At 42.4% G+C, this 16,378-nt stretch carries 19 protein-coding genes; 1 reads left to right on the plus strand and 18 read right to left on the minus strand.

Annotated elements, in window-relative coordinates:
* Window positions 1-7: 7 nt before the first annotated feature.
* The 10 genes from folE to NQ095_RS22605 all read right to left on the minus strand — a co-directional run bounded on the left by folE (window position 8) and on the right by NQ095_RS22605 (window position 8,968).
* Entirely contained in the window at window positions 8-574 is a 567-nt protein-coding gene (gene folE / locus NQ095_RS00905; protein WP_258261644.1) for a GTP cyclohydrolase I FolE, read from the minus strand.
* 228 nt (window positions 575-802) lie between these two features.
* Window positions 803-1,075, minus strand: a complete 273-nt coding sequence (locus tag NQ095_RS00910) for an HU family DNA-binding protein (protein WP_034758336.1) — start codon at window positions 1,073-1,075, stop codon at window positions 803-805.
* A 594-nt stretch (window positions 1,076-1,669) separates the two neighbouring features.
* Window positions 1,670-3,148, minus strand: coding sequence for a stage IV sporulation protein A (gene spoIVA / locus NQ095_RS00915; protein ID WP_258261645.1), 1,479 nt, complete (start codon window positions 3,146-3,148; stop codon window positions 1,670-1,672).
* A gap of 254 nt (window positions 3,149-3,402) precedes the next feature.
* Window positions 3,403-4,113 (minus strand): hypothetical protein, encoded by a 711-nt coding sequence (locus NQ095_RS00920; protein WP_258261646.1) that lies wholly within the window; start codon window positions 4,111-4,113, stop codon window positions 3,403-3,405.
* Window positions 4,114-4,141: 28 nt separating this feature from the next.
* Window positions 4,142-4,330: a DUF2768 domain-containing protein gene (locus NQ095_RS00925; protein WP_079533131.1), complete on the minus strand. Its 189-nt coding sequence runs from the start codon at window positions 4,328-4,330 to the stop codon at window positions 4,142-4,144.
* A gap of 339 nt (window positions 4,331-4,669) precedes the next feature.
* Window positions 4,670-5,716: an NAD(P)H-dependent glycerol-3-phosphate dehydrogenase gene (locus NQ095_RS00930; RefSeq protein ID WP_258261647.1), complete on the minus strand. Its 1,047-nt coding sequence runs from the start codon at window positions 5,714-5,716 to the stop codon at window positions 4,670-4,672.
* Between the two features lie 16 nt (window positions 5,717-5,732).
* Window positions 5,733-7,043 carry a ribosome biogenesis GTPase Der gene (gene der, locus NQ095_RS00935; protein WP_258261648.1) on the minus strand — a complete coding sequence of 437 codons (1,311 nt, stop codon included), beginning with the start codon at window positions 7,041-7,043 and terminating at the stop codon, window positions 5,733-5,735.
* Between the two features lie 178 nt (window positions 7,044-7,221).
* Window positions 7,222-7,410 carry a capping complex subunit for YIEGIA gene (locus NQ095_RS00940; protein ID WP_258261649.1) on the minus strand — a complete coding sequence of 63 codons (189 nt, stop codon included), beginning with the start codon at window positions 7,408-7,410 and terminating at the stop codon, window positions 7,222-7,224.
* On the minus strand, window positions 7,407-8,303 hold the full coding sequence (locus NQ095_RS00945) for a YIEGIA family protein (protein WP_258261650.1): 897 nt from the start codon (window positions 8,301-8,303) through the stop codon (window positions 7,407-7,409). Before NQ095_RS00945 ends, NQ095_RS00940 begins: the two co-directional genes overlap by 4 nt.
* Window positions 8,300-8,968: a YphA family membrane protein gene (locus NQ095_RS22605; protein ID WP_483880572.1), complete on the minus strand. Its 669-nt coding sequence runs from the start codon at window positions 8,966-8,968 to the stop codon at window positions 8,300-8,302. The genes NQ095_RS00945 and NQ095_RS22605 overlap by 4 nt, the downstream gene beginning before the upstream one ends.
* A gap of 53 nt (window positions 8,969-9,021) precedes the next feature.
* Between NQ095_RS22605 and NQ095_RS00955 the strand changes: the two genes are divergently transcribed.
* Window positions 9,022-9,159, plus strand: a complete 138-nt coding sequence (locus NQ095_RS00955; protein WP_258261652.1) for a YpzI family protein — start codon at window positions 9,022-9,024, stop codon at window positions 9,157-9,159.
* 184 nt (window positions 9,160-9,343) lie between these two features.
* Here the strand turns inward: NQ095_RS00955 and fni are convergent, their stop codons facing one another.
* The 8 genes from fni to sleB all read right to left on the minus strand — a co-directional run bounded on the left by fni (window position 9,344) and on the right by sleB (window position 16,232).
* Window positions 9,344-10,402, minus strand: a complete 1,059-nt coding sequence (gene fni / locus NQ095_RS00960; protein ID WP_258261653.1) for a type 2 isopentenyl-diphosphate Delta-isomerase — start codon at window positions 10,400-10,402, stop codon at window positions 9,344-9,346.
* Window positions 10,403-10,414: 12 nt separating this feature from the next.
* Entirely contained in the window at window positions 10,415-11,548 is a 1,134-nt protein-coding gene (rpsA, locus tag NQ095_RS00965) for a 30S ribosomal protein S1 (RefSeq protein WP_258261837.1), read from the minus strand.
* Between the two features lie 119 nt (window positions 11,549-11,667).
* On the minus strand, window positions 11,668-12,249 hold the full coding sequence (locus NQ095_RS00970) for a lysophospholipid acyltransferase family protein (protein ID WP_258261654.1): 582 nt from the start codon (window positions 12,247-12,249) through the stop codon (window positions 11,668-11,670).
* Between the two features lies 1 nt (window position 12,250).
* Window positions 12,251-12,919: a (d)CMP kinase gene (gene cmk, locus NQ095_RS00975; protein WP_375162787.1), complete on the minus strand. Its 669-nt coding sequence runs from the start codon at window positions 12,917-12,919 to the stop codon at window positions 12,251-12,253.
* A 127-nt stretch (window positions 12,920-13,046) separates the two neighbouring features.
* Window positions 13,047-13,223 (minus strand): YpfB family protein, encoded by a 177-nt coding sequence (locus NQ095_RS00980; protein ID WP_258261656.1) that lies wholly within the window; start codon window positions 13,221-13,223, stop codon window positions 13,047-13,049.
* Window positions 13,224-13,275: 52 nt separating this feature from the next.
* A complete protein-coding gene (locus NQ095_RS00985) occupies window positions 13,276-13,923 on the minus strand; it encodes a flagellar brake protein (RefSeq protein WP_258261657.1) in 648 nt (215 codons plus the stop codon).
* Window positions 13,924-14,070: 147 nt separating this feature from the next.
* A complete protein-coding gene (gene ypeB, locus NQ095_RS00990; RefSeq protein WP_258261658.1) occupies window positions 14,071-15,417 on the minus strand; it encodes a germination protein YpeB in 1,347 nt (448 codons plus the stop codon).
* A 14-nt stretch (window positions 15,418-15,431) separates the two neighbouring features.
* Window positions 15,432-16,232, minus strand: coding sequence for a spore cortex-lytic enzyme (gene sleB / locus NQ095_RS00995; RefSeq protein ID WP_375162793.1), 801 nt, complete (start codon window positions 16,230-16,232; stop codon window positions 15,432-15,434).
* Window positions 16,233-16,378 lie beyond the last annotated feature (146 nt).

Genomic DNA, 16,378 nt, shown 5'->3' on the forward strand with positions numbered 1-16,378 from the left:
GTCACTCCTAATTCTTTATAAAAGAAAGAACTTCACTTCGTGCCTGAGCATTTTCTTTGAACGTCCCTCTTACAGCTGTTGTCACTGTACTTGAACCCGGCTTCTTCACGCCCCTCATCGTCATGCACATATGCTCCGCTTCAACGACTACCATGGCACCGTGAGGAAGAAGGGTTTCCATGATCGTATCCGCTACTGTCGACGTAATTCTTTCTTGAAGCTGAGGGCGTTTGGCAACGGATTCAACTGCCCTTGCAAGTTTACTTAATCCTGCTACCTTACCATCCCTTGGAATATACGCAACATGTGCCTTTCCGAAGAATGGGACAAGGTGATGCTCGCACATTGAATAGAACGGAATATCCTTTACCAGCACCAGTTCTTCATGTTCTTCACTGAATATGGTTTCAAAGTATTCTTTCGGATCATGATCAAGACCTGAAAATACTTCTGCATACATTTTCGCCACTCGCTTTGGCGTATCTAATAAGCCTTCTCTATTAGGATTCTCTCCAATAGCTTCTAATATTAATCGAACTGCTTCTTCTATTTGGCCATGATTGACTTGTGCCATAATGTTGTCCTCCTAAAATAACTAAAGAAATAGTAACATTGTTAATATTAGCACAAGCCCATAATGTCATCAAAGACTAGTGCTTTAGAAGTTTTATATTAATATAAATCACACAATAAAAGAAGAAAAATTCATACATAATTTCCGGGAGAACATTTCATACTAAAAGTGAAAAAACAAAAAGGCCGCATAATTATGCGACCTTCCCGTTACGCTCAAAGTATGTAATTATTTTACAGCTTCTTTAAGCGCTTTACCTGGTTTGAAAGCAGGTACTTTGCTAGCTGAGATTTCGATCTCTTCACCTGTTTGTGGGTTGCGACCTTTACGGGCTGCACGCTCACGTACTTCGAAGTTACCGAATCCGATTAATTGTACTTTATCACCGTTTGCAAGTGAATTTTGAATTGTATCGAAAACAGCGTCAACCGCTTTAGTAGCGTCCTTCTTAGATAGCTCAGCAGCTTCTGCAACAGCATTGATAAGTTCTGTCTTGTTCATGCCATTCACCTCCTCCCAAGGAAATGTCTCAGTCATGATTCATTTACTTTAATATCATTAGTAAACAACTTTAGCGAATTCTATACATGATGTGTAAAAAAAACGCTTGAAAACGTTGCTGAATCAATATTCAACAACAATTCTGTTAAAAGATTATCACAATAGATTAACCTTAGCAAGAACAAATCAAGAAATAATGGGAATCTTTTCTTATTTGCAACACAAATGTAATAGAACCACCATCCATGCCTTTATTCTCGCACTCTAATCAACCTATCACTTCTTTCGGATGACTGCAACCAATACCCTCATCTGCCAGGTACTCTATTTTAGTTCCCAACCTTGGAATCCCGTAAACATCCATACCCTTCACTCATCAGGTTTGCATACCTTTTAAGATGGCATCCCTCTACAGCATTCCCTTCCACAAACCCATATATACCAAGTGTTCACATCATCTATCATAGTTTCAAAAACTTTTTAATGACTCTTGAAAATTTATAATTATACAATGCGAAAATCTACAGCCGGAGGGTCATTTGCTTATGAAATGAAAAGACAAAAAAATGACCCTCCTAAGAAGGTCAAAGACATTTATAATATAATGGCGATCAATCCACCCGATCCTTCGTTGATGATCCTTTCTAATGTATCTTTAAGTTTATATCTTGCATTTTCCGGCATCAAGGAGAGTTTGGCCTGAATACCTTCTCTTACGATGGAACTCAAGCTTCTCCCGAAAATATCGGAGTTCCAGATGGACAGTGGATCATCTTCAAAATCCTGCATCAGGTAGCGCACCAGTTCTTCGCTCTGTTTTTCCGTCCCGATGATCGGTTCAAACTTAGACTGTACATCCACTTTGATCATGTGTATGGATGGGGCCACCGCTTTCAGACTGACACCGAATCTTGCTCCCTGCCTAATGATTTCAGGTTCATCCAGGCTCATATCGTTCAGTGATGGGGCAGCAATTCCATATCCTGTCTGCTTCACCATTCTCAGCGCATCTGATATTTGATCATATTCGGCTTTCGCATGGGCGAAATCCTGCATTAATTCCAATAGATGATCTTTCCCTCGGATTTCCACCCCAACAATTTCCTTCAGAACTTCGTCATACAGTTCATCGGGTGCGTAAAGGTCGATTTCAGCAATCCCTTGACCCATATCGATACCGGCAAGTCCCGCACGTTCGATATGATCGAATTCACTGAAGTAGTGGACAACCCGATCGACATCCCGGAGTCGCTTAATATCCTTGACCGTTTCTTTCACGGCTTCCTGGTAGTTCTGTCTCAACCAGTGCTCTTCCTTTAATACCATTACCCAGCTTGGAAGGTTGACATTCACTTCCAGTACCGGGAATTCAAATAGCGCTTCTCTAAGTACATTGAGAACATCCGAGTCCCTCATGCTCTCCACACTCATGGCGAGGACAGGGATGTCATACTTAACTTGAAGTTTCACTCTCAGGTCTTCTGTCTCAGGAGCATGAGGCCTCGCCGAGTTAATGACCATAATAAATGGTTTACCTACTTCTTTCAGTTCCTCGATGACGCGCTCTTCCGCCTCAATGTAGTCCCCTCTTCCAATTTCCCCGATGGAGCCGTCCGTTGTCACAACCACTCCGATCGTAGAATGCTCCTGGATGACTTTCCGGGTCCCGATCTCTGCTGCTTCATGGAATGGTATAGGCTCTTCATACCATGGAGTATTGATCATCCTGGGCCCATTTTCATCTTCATATCCTTTCGCACCAGGGACCGTATATCCAACACAATCTACCAATCTAATATTCACTTCGAGTCCTTCATCGACATGAACTGAGATGGCTTGATTCGGAACAAATTTCGGTTCAGTCGTCATGATGGTCCTGCCAGCCGCACTTTGAGGTAACTCATCCTGCGCTCTTGCCCGTTCTGATTCACTTGCGATGTTAGGAAGGACCACAAGTTCCATGAATTTCTTGATGAATGTTGATTTTCCTGTTCTGACTGCTCCCACCACACCTAAATAGATATCTCCGCCTGTTCTTTCGGCAATGTCTTTAAATAGATCGACTCTTTCCAAGAGATTCCCTCCCATCTTATATTCCAGGGATGTTTCATCCGTGTATTCTGTGTCTCACATTCTATATTTATGATGTTGTCCCAATGACTTATGACTATTAATATGCTTTTTTTCCCCCCTTATGATGAAAAGTGAAAAATTTATTATGTCTTTAGCATTTATGATCATTTGTTTTGATGAAATAACCCTATAAAGGATGACATAAAAATAATAACCCTTCCCTTACAATATATTTTGCAAGAAAAGGGTTATGCCTATTTTGTCATAAAGACAGGTTCGTTATTTTCATCGACCGTATACGGTAAAGAATATGCAGGAACAAAGTATGTATCTTTTACAAGTAAATGCCGGATATCTTCACCTTTTTTAACTTCTTTATCTCCCGATTTGAGTTCTTCAAATAAGTCCATTGAGTAATCCACAAAAATGTCTCCATCCCCGTTGATGACAAGGGGAAGATTTTTATTGGAATAAGGGCTATTCACGTAGACTTCTTCATCATAGCCAAGCTCCTTATAATTCAGGGTATAAACATTATGCGCTACCTCTTTATCAAACGGAGGATAGTCTTGGGTCTGAATCCTGATTTTCAATTCTCTTATCTGTTCAGCCATACGAAGGTCAAATATCTTGACTTCCGGCTTTTCTTCCACATTCACCAGAACATATTGAAAGATTCCGCCATTTTCAAAGGCGTTCCCCGGGATTTCGGGTAAGTATCTGGGGGATAATTTCCTAAAATCAATCGGATATTTCTGATAGATGGGAGTATCCTGATCCCGTGTCTTAATCGGAAGCAGTCCGCTATTATCTTTCTGATAGGTTTCCACTGCTTGTTGTACAGCCTTTACCTGGGTTTCATACGGTATCTGATTTTGACTTAATTCTTCATCCGGATACAAACAACCGGAAAGTATGCTCATCGTAAATATGAGGAGTAGTGCTGTTATACTAAAGCGCTTCAATCTAAAACGTCCTTTCAATCGGGCGGTCCTAATTGGTAGGTCCGCTTAATACTATATAAATCATCATGAGCCCACCAGCGATCATCAGTATGTATGCCATGAAAGCTGTGATAAAACGCAGGAATTTCTGCTTAATCTTATATCTGCTGAAATAAATCGTCAATATGGCAAAAAACATGAATCCCATCGAGGCAAACGAAATCCACATCTTCATCATCGAATCCAAAGTACATCCCTCCTGTTATCGAATGTATTATATCATAAGATTTTTATTAAAGAATAGAAAAGAATGGTTGTTCAAGAATCTGATACAATCCTCAAAGGGGGGCTTATGGATAAAATCAAAAAAAAGCTTCTCAAGTATCTCAACATCATAGACGTCAACATACTAAGAGAAGCTCTAATAAGGGAGACCTACCCATCCATAGGCAAAGCTGTATATATTCATGACAGTGTATGCAGAACGATCAGTGTTCGCATCCTCGAATGCCTATAAATTGAGGAATAATTGTGTATTGGATAAAAATCATCATTCAAGCATGTCTATATTCTCAAATCAGGTTAAACGTTCACCCAAAATATTCACAAGGTCTTCCATTTCATTCGTTTTCCCACGACCCATCAAGTGATCAACCGCTTCTTTCGCTTCAACTTTATTGAAGAGGACATCGTATAGTGCATCGGTAATAGGCATATTCACTTCATACTTTTCAGCCAGCTGATGGGCAGCTTTCGTCGTGCGGACCCCTTCTACGACCATGCCCATATTGGCCAGCACCTCATCCAGATTATGACCCTTCCCGAGCATATTCCCGGCTCTCCAGTTTCTTGAGTGCACACTTGTACACGTCACGATGAGGTCGCCGATTCCCGTTAACCCTGAAAACGTCAGCGGATTTGCCCCCATTTTCGTTCCTAAACGGGCGATCTCAGCAAGCCCCCGTGTAATGAGAGCCGCTTTGGCATTATCTCCGTACCCCAAGCCGTCAGTAATTCCGGCAGCAAGGGCGATGATATTCTTTAACGCCCCACCAATTTCAACACCAAGGAGATCCGGATTCGTGTAAACACGAAAATTCATGTTCATGAAGAGATCCTGAACTTCTTCAGCCGCCTTCATATCCTTAGACGAAACGGTCACAGTGGTTGGATGCCTTAAGCTCACTTCTTCAGCGTGGCTTGGTCCTGATAACACCACTACTGTATGTAGATTCTCAGGTGACATTTCATCTTCAATCAATTCTGAAATTCTGAGGAGGGAATCAGGTTCAATTCCCTTACTCACATGGACAACGGTCAATGGCGCACGTTGAACCTCTTGAATCTGCCCCAGGACCCCGCGGATCGCTTTCGTTGGCACAGCCAGAATGATGGTATCAACGCCATCCAATGACTCCCCAAGGTCATGATGCCCTATAATGGATTCAGGGAGCTCGATTTCTTTCAAATACTTTTGATTGGTATGCTTAGAGTTGATTTCATCGATTTGTTCTTTTTTGTGGCCCCAAAGCCTTACTTCCAATCCATTATCAGCCAGCACCATCGCTAGAGCCGTACCCCAGCTTCCTGCTCCGACTACCGTTACTTTTTTTGAACTTTTCATTTTTACACCCACCTTATTATTTTCTAGCACGCGCAATAATACGAATAGGGGTTCCTTCAAATCCAAATGCATCACGTATTCTATTTTCCAAGAATCGTTCATAAGAGAAGTGCATTAATTCAGGATCATTGACAAACACAACGAATGTAGGAGGCTTTACAGCCACTTGTGTCGCATAGTATATCCGTAATCTCTTTCCATTATCAGTCGGTGTCGGATTCATGGCAACAGCATCCATGACGACTTCGTTCAGCACGCTGGATTGTACACGCATGGCGTGATTTTCACTTGCCGTATTGATGATCGGCAGCAATGTGTGAATGCGCTTCTTTGTTTTCGCAGAAAGGAAGACGATTGGAGCATAGTCAAGGAATTGAAAATGTTCCCTGATATTCTTTTCCCATTTATTCATGGTTTTCTCATCTTTGTCCACGGCGTCCCATTTATTCACGACAATGACCACAGCACGACCGGCGTCATGTGCATACCCTGCGATTTTCTTGTCCTGCTCGATGATTCCTTCTTCACCGTCTATGACTGAGAGGACGACATCTGATCGCTCAATGGCTCTGAGAGCTCTTAACACACTATATTTTTCAGTGGTTTCATACACTTTCCCTTTTTTCCTCATACCCGCTGTGTCAATGATGACGTAGTCCTGTCCATCATACGTATAGGAGGAGTCAATGGCATCCCGCGTCGTGCCTGCTACGTTACTGACGATGACACGGTCTTCCCCTAATAAAGCGTTGACTAAAGAGGATTTCCCCACATTCGGACGACCGATCAAAGAAAATTTGATGACATCTTCTGCGTACTGCTCTTCCTCTTCCTGTTTGAAGTTCTTCACGACCTCGTCGAGTAGATCTCCCAGACCAAGTCCGTGGGAACCTGAAATAGGATACGGTTCGCCGAATCCTAAAGAGTAGAAATCATAAATCATTTCCCTCATTTCAGGATTATCGATTTTGTTTATCCCTAATACGACCGGTTTCTTTGATCTGTAAAGAATTTTGGCAACAATTTCATCAGCAGCTGTGACGCCTTCACGGCCATTCGTCAAGAATACAATGACATCGGCTTCATCAATCGCAATTTCAGCCTGTTGTCTGATCTGATCCAGGAATGGTTCATTTCCCAGTTCAATCCCGCCTGTATCGATGATATTAAATTCATGCGTCAGCCATTCTGCAGAACTATATATACGGTCCCTTGTTACACCAGGTACATCTTCAACGATGGATATTCTTTCACCAACAATTCTATTAAAGATCGTGGACTTCCCGACGTTCGGACGCCCTACGATTGCTATTACTGGTTTAGTCACGTTCATCACCCTTTCTGTAAGAAGTTGTTTCGTTCTTACATTTCCTCTTTTTAAGCCTGTTCAATCATTATCATAAACTGAGCTATGCATAAGAAGGACCGGCCCTTAAGGTAATGTTTCCTTATGGGACAGTCCCCCCTAACTTTACTATTTTATCAGTAAAAGAATAAACTGGCAATCAATGTTTTACAATGATGAACAGTCCCTGATCTATTTCATGGGCAATCCCGTCCAGAATGGCTTCCAGGTTTGCGCAAATTTTTTGTAATTCATCATCGGTTTTACAGTAGAACACACTTGTTCCACTCGGTACTTTTTCAGGTGTGGTCGTTACTGTTGCGAGGATGAATTTCTGTATGGTACTCATTTTAATTTACTCCCCTCCTGATTCGCTTTCGACTCAGACGGCATCCTTATGGCATTTTCGAGGGTTGGTACCTGACCAAGAATGGCAATGGCCTTCTCTACATCCTTTCGCTGTGGAAGGACAAATACCCCGACTCTTCCATCATCCAAATCCCTCTTGGCGAGTGGGGTCAATGCAGGAGTCCCCGAATCCTTAAAGATCCCGAGTGAAGTGGACATATCATGGAGAATGGCCTGACGTTGACCCAGATTCGCGAGTGTCGACCTAGCATCAAACGATTTGGGTGAAAGGATGAACCCCATCCCATATCGGAGGATCTCTTCCTGCCTAACTTTAAGTCCTATATTCATGATGTATATATTATCAATATATAATCCCGCTCCATCAAAATGAGGCTTCACATATTCAATGTCAACGATATCCTTCAACCTGCCGCCTGCCATTAATTTATGAGCAAGCACCATGCAGATCGCACTGATCCCTAAAGCGGCATAAATATTAAACACGATGTAGGCGATCGTAGCAAGTAGAGAGGTGAAAATGACTAAGTAATTTCGACTTTCAAATGCAATGGCGATTCCCTCAATGTAAGTAGCCCCTCTAGGGACCAGCTCATAAGCATCCAGCTCTGTCAACGTGTTTCTCTCCATATTCCTCACATCGCGGAACTGAGAAGCCGCAACCGTCAAAAACGTTATCGCCGTGAAATTTTCCTCCAGTAAAGCAGGGATCGCAATGGTGCCAAGTCCTGCCGCAATGAACCCAAGAGCTATATGTATAATCTTTCCATGCAGATACGTCGGATATTGGCGATAGTCAGTGCGAAGCATATAGATCCTTGTCAGGGTACCCACCACCACGCCAAAGATCACGGGATACACATACACATTCATATATTCTTCATTTCCCCCTTATTTGTTTGTGTCCTGATGTGAACAGCCTGATTTAGTTCCACCACTATTTTTAAGGCACATATAAGCCCGATGGTTACAGCTAGCACGTCCAGGTAAGCAGGACCTCCGATCGAATAATAAAATCCAACCTTGTTTAATGGAATGCTCAGAAAAAAGTCGCCGATTACACTGCTTAAAGCGACCGCTATAAGACGAAGCCTGTATAGAGAGGAGTGACTGTAGAAAAGAATGCCCACGAGCACCAATGACAAAGAAAGAATGATATCCCGATCTATAAACATAAGTACCGGGTCATATATGGAGATCAATGAGATTCCTGCATAGAGCATCCCCATCGAGAGAACAGCAATAAGCATATATAACTTTTCCCTCAAGCTTAATATTCGTATAGAAACAATACAAATGAGTGCAAGTACAATAACAGGGAATGATATTTCTACAGACCCAGCCATCATTCCATATGGAAATACACAAATGAGCAATAAACTTAGAAACGAATAACGAAAACGGTGCGGATGAGACTTTCTCAATAAAAATGTCGTATATACCCACATTCCCCACAGGAACCATAAATACAAAATGCCATCCATCAGCAAACTCCCCCTCCTATTATCTACATTATGGAAAATCTTTATGTATCTCATTCATGTATGAATCAACTTTCCAAAGAAAAAATAAAGTAAGGAGGTGTTTTCAAGTGGGCAAAGATCGACAAGAGAAGAAGCTGAAACAAAGCAAACGAGTAGAATCAGACCGTGACCAGGGCTTACATTACAACGGATCAACAAGGCTTGAAGGAACGGAAAAAGCTAAAAGCGAAGGCGGCGAGGTTTGAGCCGGCAAGCCTAAACCCCATCAATGGGACAGCCATCACCCGATAATTCGGCTGTTTAGAGCATTTAATCCTGCGGTTTATGTTGAAATACGAATATCCAATCAAACCGAATCATAACCAACCAACTCACAACTCATGCAACAACAAAAAAGAACGAATTCTCAATCATGAGAATTCGTTCTTTTTACAAATGTAACGTTCTATTGCTGTATGCACCGGGATTCAACCCTCTCTTCTCAAGCCAATGGTACACACTGCCCGATAATACCATGGGTACCTTATGAAGATCGTCAATCCGTCTACATCCAAGAGCACACATTAAAAACTGAATATCCGTATGAATTTGATTCACTTCATCAATGGTATCCTTCAAACCCGATTCCAGGAGCTGCTTAAGGATGACGCCGGCCATCCCTACAGCAGAGGCCCCTAATCCTAGAGACTTAACGATGTCTAAGCTGTTTTGGATACCTCCGGATGCAAGGATCGGCTTATCCGAGGCGGAATAGGACTCAGCTATTGAAATGGCAGTGGGAATGCCCCAATCATCGAAGAAATCCAACATACGCTTTCGTCGTTGATTCTCGATTTTTGAGAAGTTTGTTCCGCCGAAACCGCCTATATCGATGGCTGAAATCGTTGAATGGGATAAGGTTTCAGCTGCCTCTTTACTGATACCAAACCCTGTCTCTTTCACAATCACTGGTACTGGAAGATTCTCCGCAATTATCCGGATCCTCTCCATAGCCCCCCGGAAATCACGGTCCCCTTCAGGCATCGTCAATTCCTGAATCACATTCAAATGAATCTGCAAGGCATCGGCTCTAATCATCTCAACGGCATCTCTTGCCTGTTGAACCGTCGCCTCGCTCCCCAAATTCCCGAAGACCATCCCATCCGGGTTGTGCTTCCGGACGACTTCATACGTCTTTCGTTCAGCAGGGTCTTTAAGGGCTGACATTTGGGATCCTACCGCGATTGCCAACCCCGTTTCCCTGGAAAGAATCGATAATTCTTGATTGATTTTTGTAGTGGATTCTCCACCTCCACCAGTCATAGCATTTATGAAAATTGGCGAACTCCAAGTAAGTTCGCCAATTTCAGACTGCAGATGAACCTCATCCACTGCTATATTCGGTAAGCTTTGGTGGACAAAAGCCACTTCATCGAAACCCGTCTTCCGTTGTTGACCGGTTGATATTGCATAATTAATATGGTCTTGCTTTCTTTGAGCTCTCGTCACAATTCATCACCATTACTTAAGATCTTTTAATTTGTCTCCAATCATTTCACCCAATTGGAACCCGGTGCTTTCTTCAGGCATTTCGTAATCCGTTACTTCTTCCTCTTTTTCTTCAAGAGCCTTGATGCTTAAAGATAAGCGTTGTTCATTTTCGTTCACGTCAAGTACCTTCACTTTTACATCCTGGTTCTCCTGAAGCACTTCGTGCGGAGTACCGATATGTTTATGTGAAATTTGAGAGATATGGACAAGGCCTTCAACTCCAGGGAACACTTCTACAAATGCACCGTAAGATACGAGGCGTTTTACGACCCCATCCAACACGCTTCCTTTAGGAGCCTTGTCGGAAATGTCACTCCATGGCCCAGGGAGGGTTTCTTTGATGGATAAAGAAATCCGTTCGTTGTCTCGATCGACACTCAGGACCTTCACCTGTACTTTTTGTCCCTCAGTCACTACATCAGACGGCTTCTCTACATGTTCGTGAGAAAGTTGGGAAATATGAACAAGCCCATCCACTCCACCAATATCTACGAAGGCACCGAAATCCGTGATCCGCTGGACCGTCCCTTCAAGAACCGCACCCGATTCGATATCTGTCAGCAGCTGTTTTTTCTGTTGCTGCTTCTCTGCTTCGACCACTGCACGGTGGGACAGGATCAATCGATTCTTCTCCTGATCCAGTTCAACAATCTTGAACGTTAACGTTTTATCTTTATAATCGGAGAAATCCTCGACATAGTAGTCCTCAACCAATGACGCCGGGACAAATCCTCTTACTCCAAGATCAACGACAAGTCCGCCCTTTACAACGTCTTTCACTTCAGCTTCGAAGACGTCTCCATTTTCAAAACGGACCTTCATTTCTTCCCATGCTTTTTCGGCATCCACTTTACGCTTGGATAGAACCAACAGTTCTTCTTCCACTTTTGTCACGATTAACTCAAGTACATCCCCTTCACTGACTACATCAGAAGCTTTTTCGATATGAAGGCTTGAGAGCTCACTAATTGGAATGATGCCATCCACTTTACTATCTTGAACGTCGACTAAGACTTGTTTTTCTTCAACCTTAGTGACTGTCCCTTTAACTTTTTCACCAATTTCAAGATTCTTCACTTCAATTCCATTCATGTCTTCCATTATGTACTCCTCCTTAATCCATGACTGCAAAGATTTTGATTATTGTGAGACTTCGCAATTTAAAATATTCTTTCTACTAACTTCTAATAAATACTACTTTTTGTCAAGCGGGAAACCTTATATTATTGATTCGCATGTATCAGGTCTTCGATATGCTTCATAATGATTTCCGTCGTTTTTTCCGCATTCAATCTTTCTTCACGGATGCTGTCCATCGGGATCGGCGCCCCGAATACAACCTTTAATTTCCTAAATGGCTTGTATGGTCCAATGATGGCACATGGTACAACATAAGCTTCAGAACGAAGAGCAAAGAAGCCTGCACCTGCCAATCCCTTGCCGATTTGCCCTGTCTTACTTCTAGTACCCTCTGGGAACAGTCCTAAAACATCTCCTTGCTTCAGGACCTTTAATCCTTTCCGGAGTGCTTCACGGTCGCTCATCCCTCTTTTCACAGGGAATGCACGTAAATCAGGCAGCAATTTCCCTAATACGGGTAGATTGAAGAGTTCTTCCTTCGCCATGAAGGACACAGGCCTTGGTGCTGAAATCCCTACAACGGGGGGATCCAGGTTATCAATATGATTGGCGCATAGTAAAACACCCCCATCTTTCGGGAAATGCTCCAACCCCTTCACCTCAATCCGGTACAAAGGAGAAAGGATCGATTTAACGAGACCTCTAGCAAAGGTATATAGATTCACTTTAACCTTTCCTTTCTACTAACAACATGATTTGGGCCACCACTTCTGATATGGAAAGGGAAGTGGTGTCTATTTCCGTTGCATCTTCGGCTTTTTTCAGAGGAGCCACTTCTCTTTCAGAATCAATTTTGTCACGGCGGGCAATTTCTTCTTTTAATTGCTCAAGATCACTCGGATATCCCTTCGAGAGGTTCTCTTCATGTCTTCTTTGGGCACGTTCGTCCACACTCGCAAGTAAGAAAACCTTGATTTCCGCATCCGGAATGACATGAGTGCCGATATCCCTTCCGTCCATCACTACAGCGCCTTCTTTCGCAAGCTGCTGCTGTCTCTTCACCATTTCTTCCCTCACCCCGGAATGCACGGCCACATGAGACACTGAATTGGTCACGGAAGCCTGACGGATTTCATCTGTTACATCATTCCCGTCCAGGAATACAAGCTGTCCATCTTCAGAAGGTTCAAGTTCGATCGTCGTTTCTGCCAATAGTTGATTCAATTCATTCTCATCATGCAAGTCTACATTGTTGCTCAAAGCTTTATACGTTAAAGAGCGGTACATCGCCCCGGTATCAATATAAAGATAAGATAATTTCCCTGCCACAATCTTTGCAACAGTGCTTTTCCCTGCTGCTGCAGGACCATCGATTGCAATTCTTAACTTTTTCAATTCATCCACCTACTTAAGTTCCTAATAATTTTCTTACCCATTTTAACATAAATCTCTCTTTTCGTTTATAGATTCTTTCCTTTGGGATGTTCTTTCAAAAAAAAAGAGCAGGGATTCATCTCCTGCTCTAACGTGATAAGGTTTCTACAATCTCACTGTATTCCATTTTCTCCACCCCTTCGTAAAAAACGAGCTTATGTATCTCGGGAAGGAGATTCAGTTGATGGAATACAAACTGGACCGTTATTAATAATATGACATGTATGATGGCTAATTTAATTAAAATTCTTTCTACCGTTTTCACAAAGATCACCCTTTTTCCGTACTAAGAAAAAGTATGTGTACTTTTTGGTTTTTTATTCAAGCAAGCCTTTTTTTCTTAAGTCAAGCTGCCTTTCGAAACAATATCTTAAAATATACTGTCTCTGATTTTCAGTTAATTGAACAAACTCGATGCTCGCAATCTGTTTGTGCTCTTTTTCCCATACCCGGATCACTTTTCCTTCGATTTCTGCGTACCTGCACTCCCCTGTCTGCATCGGCAGGACGATGGTTGTGGACAGCTTTGCGCCATTTATCAAACCCATTTCCTTCCTCACCACTACAGCACATCCCCCTGCACTGAGATCTTCCGTGATTGTCGGGTAAAACTGACCATTGATCTTCAATGAAATGTCAGTATTGGCTTCTACACGGACAAATTGTCGTCTTTGGACTTTAATTAACCCCTCGTCCCCTGGATAATGCAGGTGGATCATCGGTATTTTGGATAATTTACGGCCCATCACTTCTGTTTCAAACATCAGGACTGTCTGTTCATTGAGGGTGAAGCTTGCTTTCATCTGCGTTCCATCGATTAAAAAAACGGCTTTCTCGGTTTTGGTATGAATGGGATAATCAATAAAAATCCCCTCCCCGGAAAGTTCGACCACCCTGCATCTATATCGATCAAATGTTTCATTATGTAAAGGCTCCAATTGCAATGTGGTACCTGCTTTTATCATAGTCCGAAATTCCCACTTTCCCATAATATGTATCTATATTATGTCACGAGATCCCTCACCTTTCCATACCTTTTTTAACTCCATTCTGAATTTTCGAATAAGAAGAAAGGGACGGACCTTCAAATTTAAGGTCCGTCCCGCTGAGTGTTATACGACTTCTTCGTAAATGGGCTCTGCTTGTTTGAGCCTTTCCACTTTTTCTTCTTCTCCAGTTTCTGCATTGACGAATATTCTATAGGTATCTTTGCCCAGCATACCCAGGAATTCATAGCATAGCACTTCTTCGTTCAGGTCGTTCACGATCACCGCTTGACGCTCTTCCATTATCTTCAGACTGGGGTTCGTCGTTTCTTTCGCCTCTGCCATAGTAATGGAAGCTTCAGGGATTTTTCTTTCATGATTATTCTTTAAGTATTCTTCAGCAGCAAAGCCGACAATTTGTCCATTATCCAGTGCTACTTTTATTTTGACTGAGTCAGGGTAAATCCTAACTCCATCCAGGACCGTCACGTAAGTGAAAATCCCGATGTTATCATATTGTGCGCTTTCAAACAACTCAAGCTTCTGAAATTTATTTTCCTTCAGGAAAGCCGTCGCCTTTTCCGCTGCTTTGTTTAAACTGATCTTCGGCTCATTGATTTTGCGATTATTGATATACCAGATCGGATACCCGCCTTTTTGGGTGATATCCATGCTTGCTTCGGTATTTCCATTTCCGATCGATACGCTATAGAATTTGTAATCCGCCCCTTTTCCGCTTTTTGATACTTTTGCATCCTTCGATTTTGGGATAGAGGAATACTTTCTTAAAATCTTGACTGCTTCTTCTTTGGAAATCTCTTTCCCCTTTAACTTTTTAAAATTTTGATCTTTCTTCTCAGTGTTGACAAAGGTAGTCGTTCCAATATTCGCCTCATCATATCCGGATACATTTTTCTCGACGGTCTTGAAGCCATCGATAATCGTATTATCTGCCTGCTCATCTCCTGATGCCAAAGCCATTTCCACATCCATCCATCGCAAATTGTTTTCCATGACAAGATGCTGGACTTTACGTAACTGATTTTGTATATCGGCACTTTGTTCATACAGGTTTTCCAATGACTTATATTCTTTCTCGGTCAGTGGATTCTTGTCCAGATCCCGTACAGCTACACGATAGCTGAAATCACCGATTTCACTTAAGAATTCTTCCGTTTTATTAAATGGAAGAAGCGTCAAAGGCAGCTGCCCCACGTCACTGTGAGCCTGTGACGTTAATCTCCACACATCGGCAAGTGCCGGTGATAGTGACTTTCTTGAATTCATGGCAAGAGTGGAACCGATTTGATCATGAAGGAGGTCCACCTGGTAAGTCAATTCATGAAATGCTCTTTGATAGTTATTTTCCGCATTGATTAATATCGCATTTTTCTCCTGGTGTTCCTGGTATCCCCAGAAAGCGGTACCGGCTACACCCAGGACGAGTACCGTAATTAAAATGATACGTAGCAATTCCCTTCACCTCTTTAACTACAGAATATGTGTTTTCCAATTTTCTTGATTTGGGGACGGGACCAAATCCACTTACTTGTTGCCGTCGCTGGATTAAAGTAATACAGAGCACTTGATGACGGATCCCAACCGTTAATGGCATCCAACACCGCTTCTTTTGCTCTTTCATTAGGGGTTAACCAGATTTGGCCATCCGCTACAGCTGTGAACGCACCTGGTTCAAAGATGACCCCTGCCACGGTATTGGGAAACGCCGAGCTGTCTATCCGATTAAGAATGACCGCCGCTACAGCTACTTGTCCCTCGTAAGGTTCACCACGTGATTCTCCATATACTGCGTTTGCGATCAATTGAATGTCATTTTGAGAGAAACCATTCGGTGTATTCACGGCCGTCGGCTTGGAAGGGGCCGGTTTGTTTTGAGCAGGTGCCTTTGCCCCTCCACCACCTGTCGACCCTTTTTGTTTATCTAAATCTGTGCCGCCATAATGGCTGAAGTCATTGCCTTTTTCAATTTGATTTTTCACATATTCCTTATTGTACTTTGATGCTTTCACAAGTTTTTCTTTTGTTTTCGCACCGGCAAGGCCATCGATTGGAAGACTGAACTCATATTGAAAGTTTCGGAGGGCCCAATAGGTCCCCCATCCAAATACACCATCAATATCGCCGTTATAATATCCGATATATTGAAGTCTGGATTGAAGCTCGATTACATCCTCACCCGTTGCGCCATGCTGAATTACCTGGTTTGTAAAAGCGTCTGCCTTCTCCCCTTCAGAATAAATCATAAGTAGAGAACACATAAGCACCATGACGACTGAAGTAGAAACCCATTTGAAACGACTATTCATAATGCCTTAACCTCCATATCTTCAATTAACATTAACTCTAGTTTTTGTAGAGGCTCCCATTTTATACAAGTGGAATCATTAAAAATTTAAAACTGGTACAAGTGCAT

It is taken from the genome of Rossellomorea sp. SC111, from assembly GCF_024733565.1.
In the GTDB taxonomy this organism is placed as follows: domain Bacteria; phylum Bacillota; class Bacilli; order Bacillales; family Bacillaceae_B; genus Rossellomorea.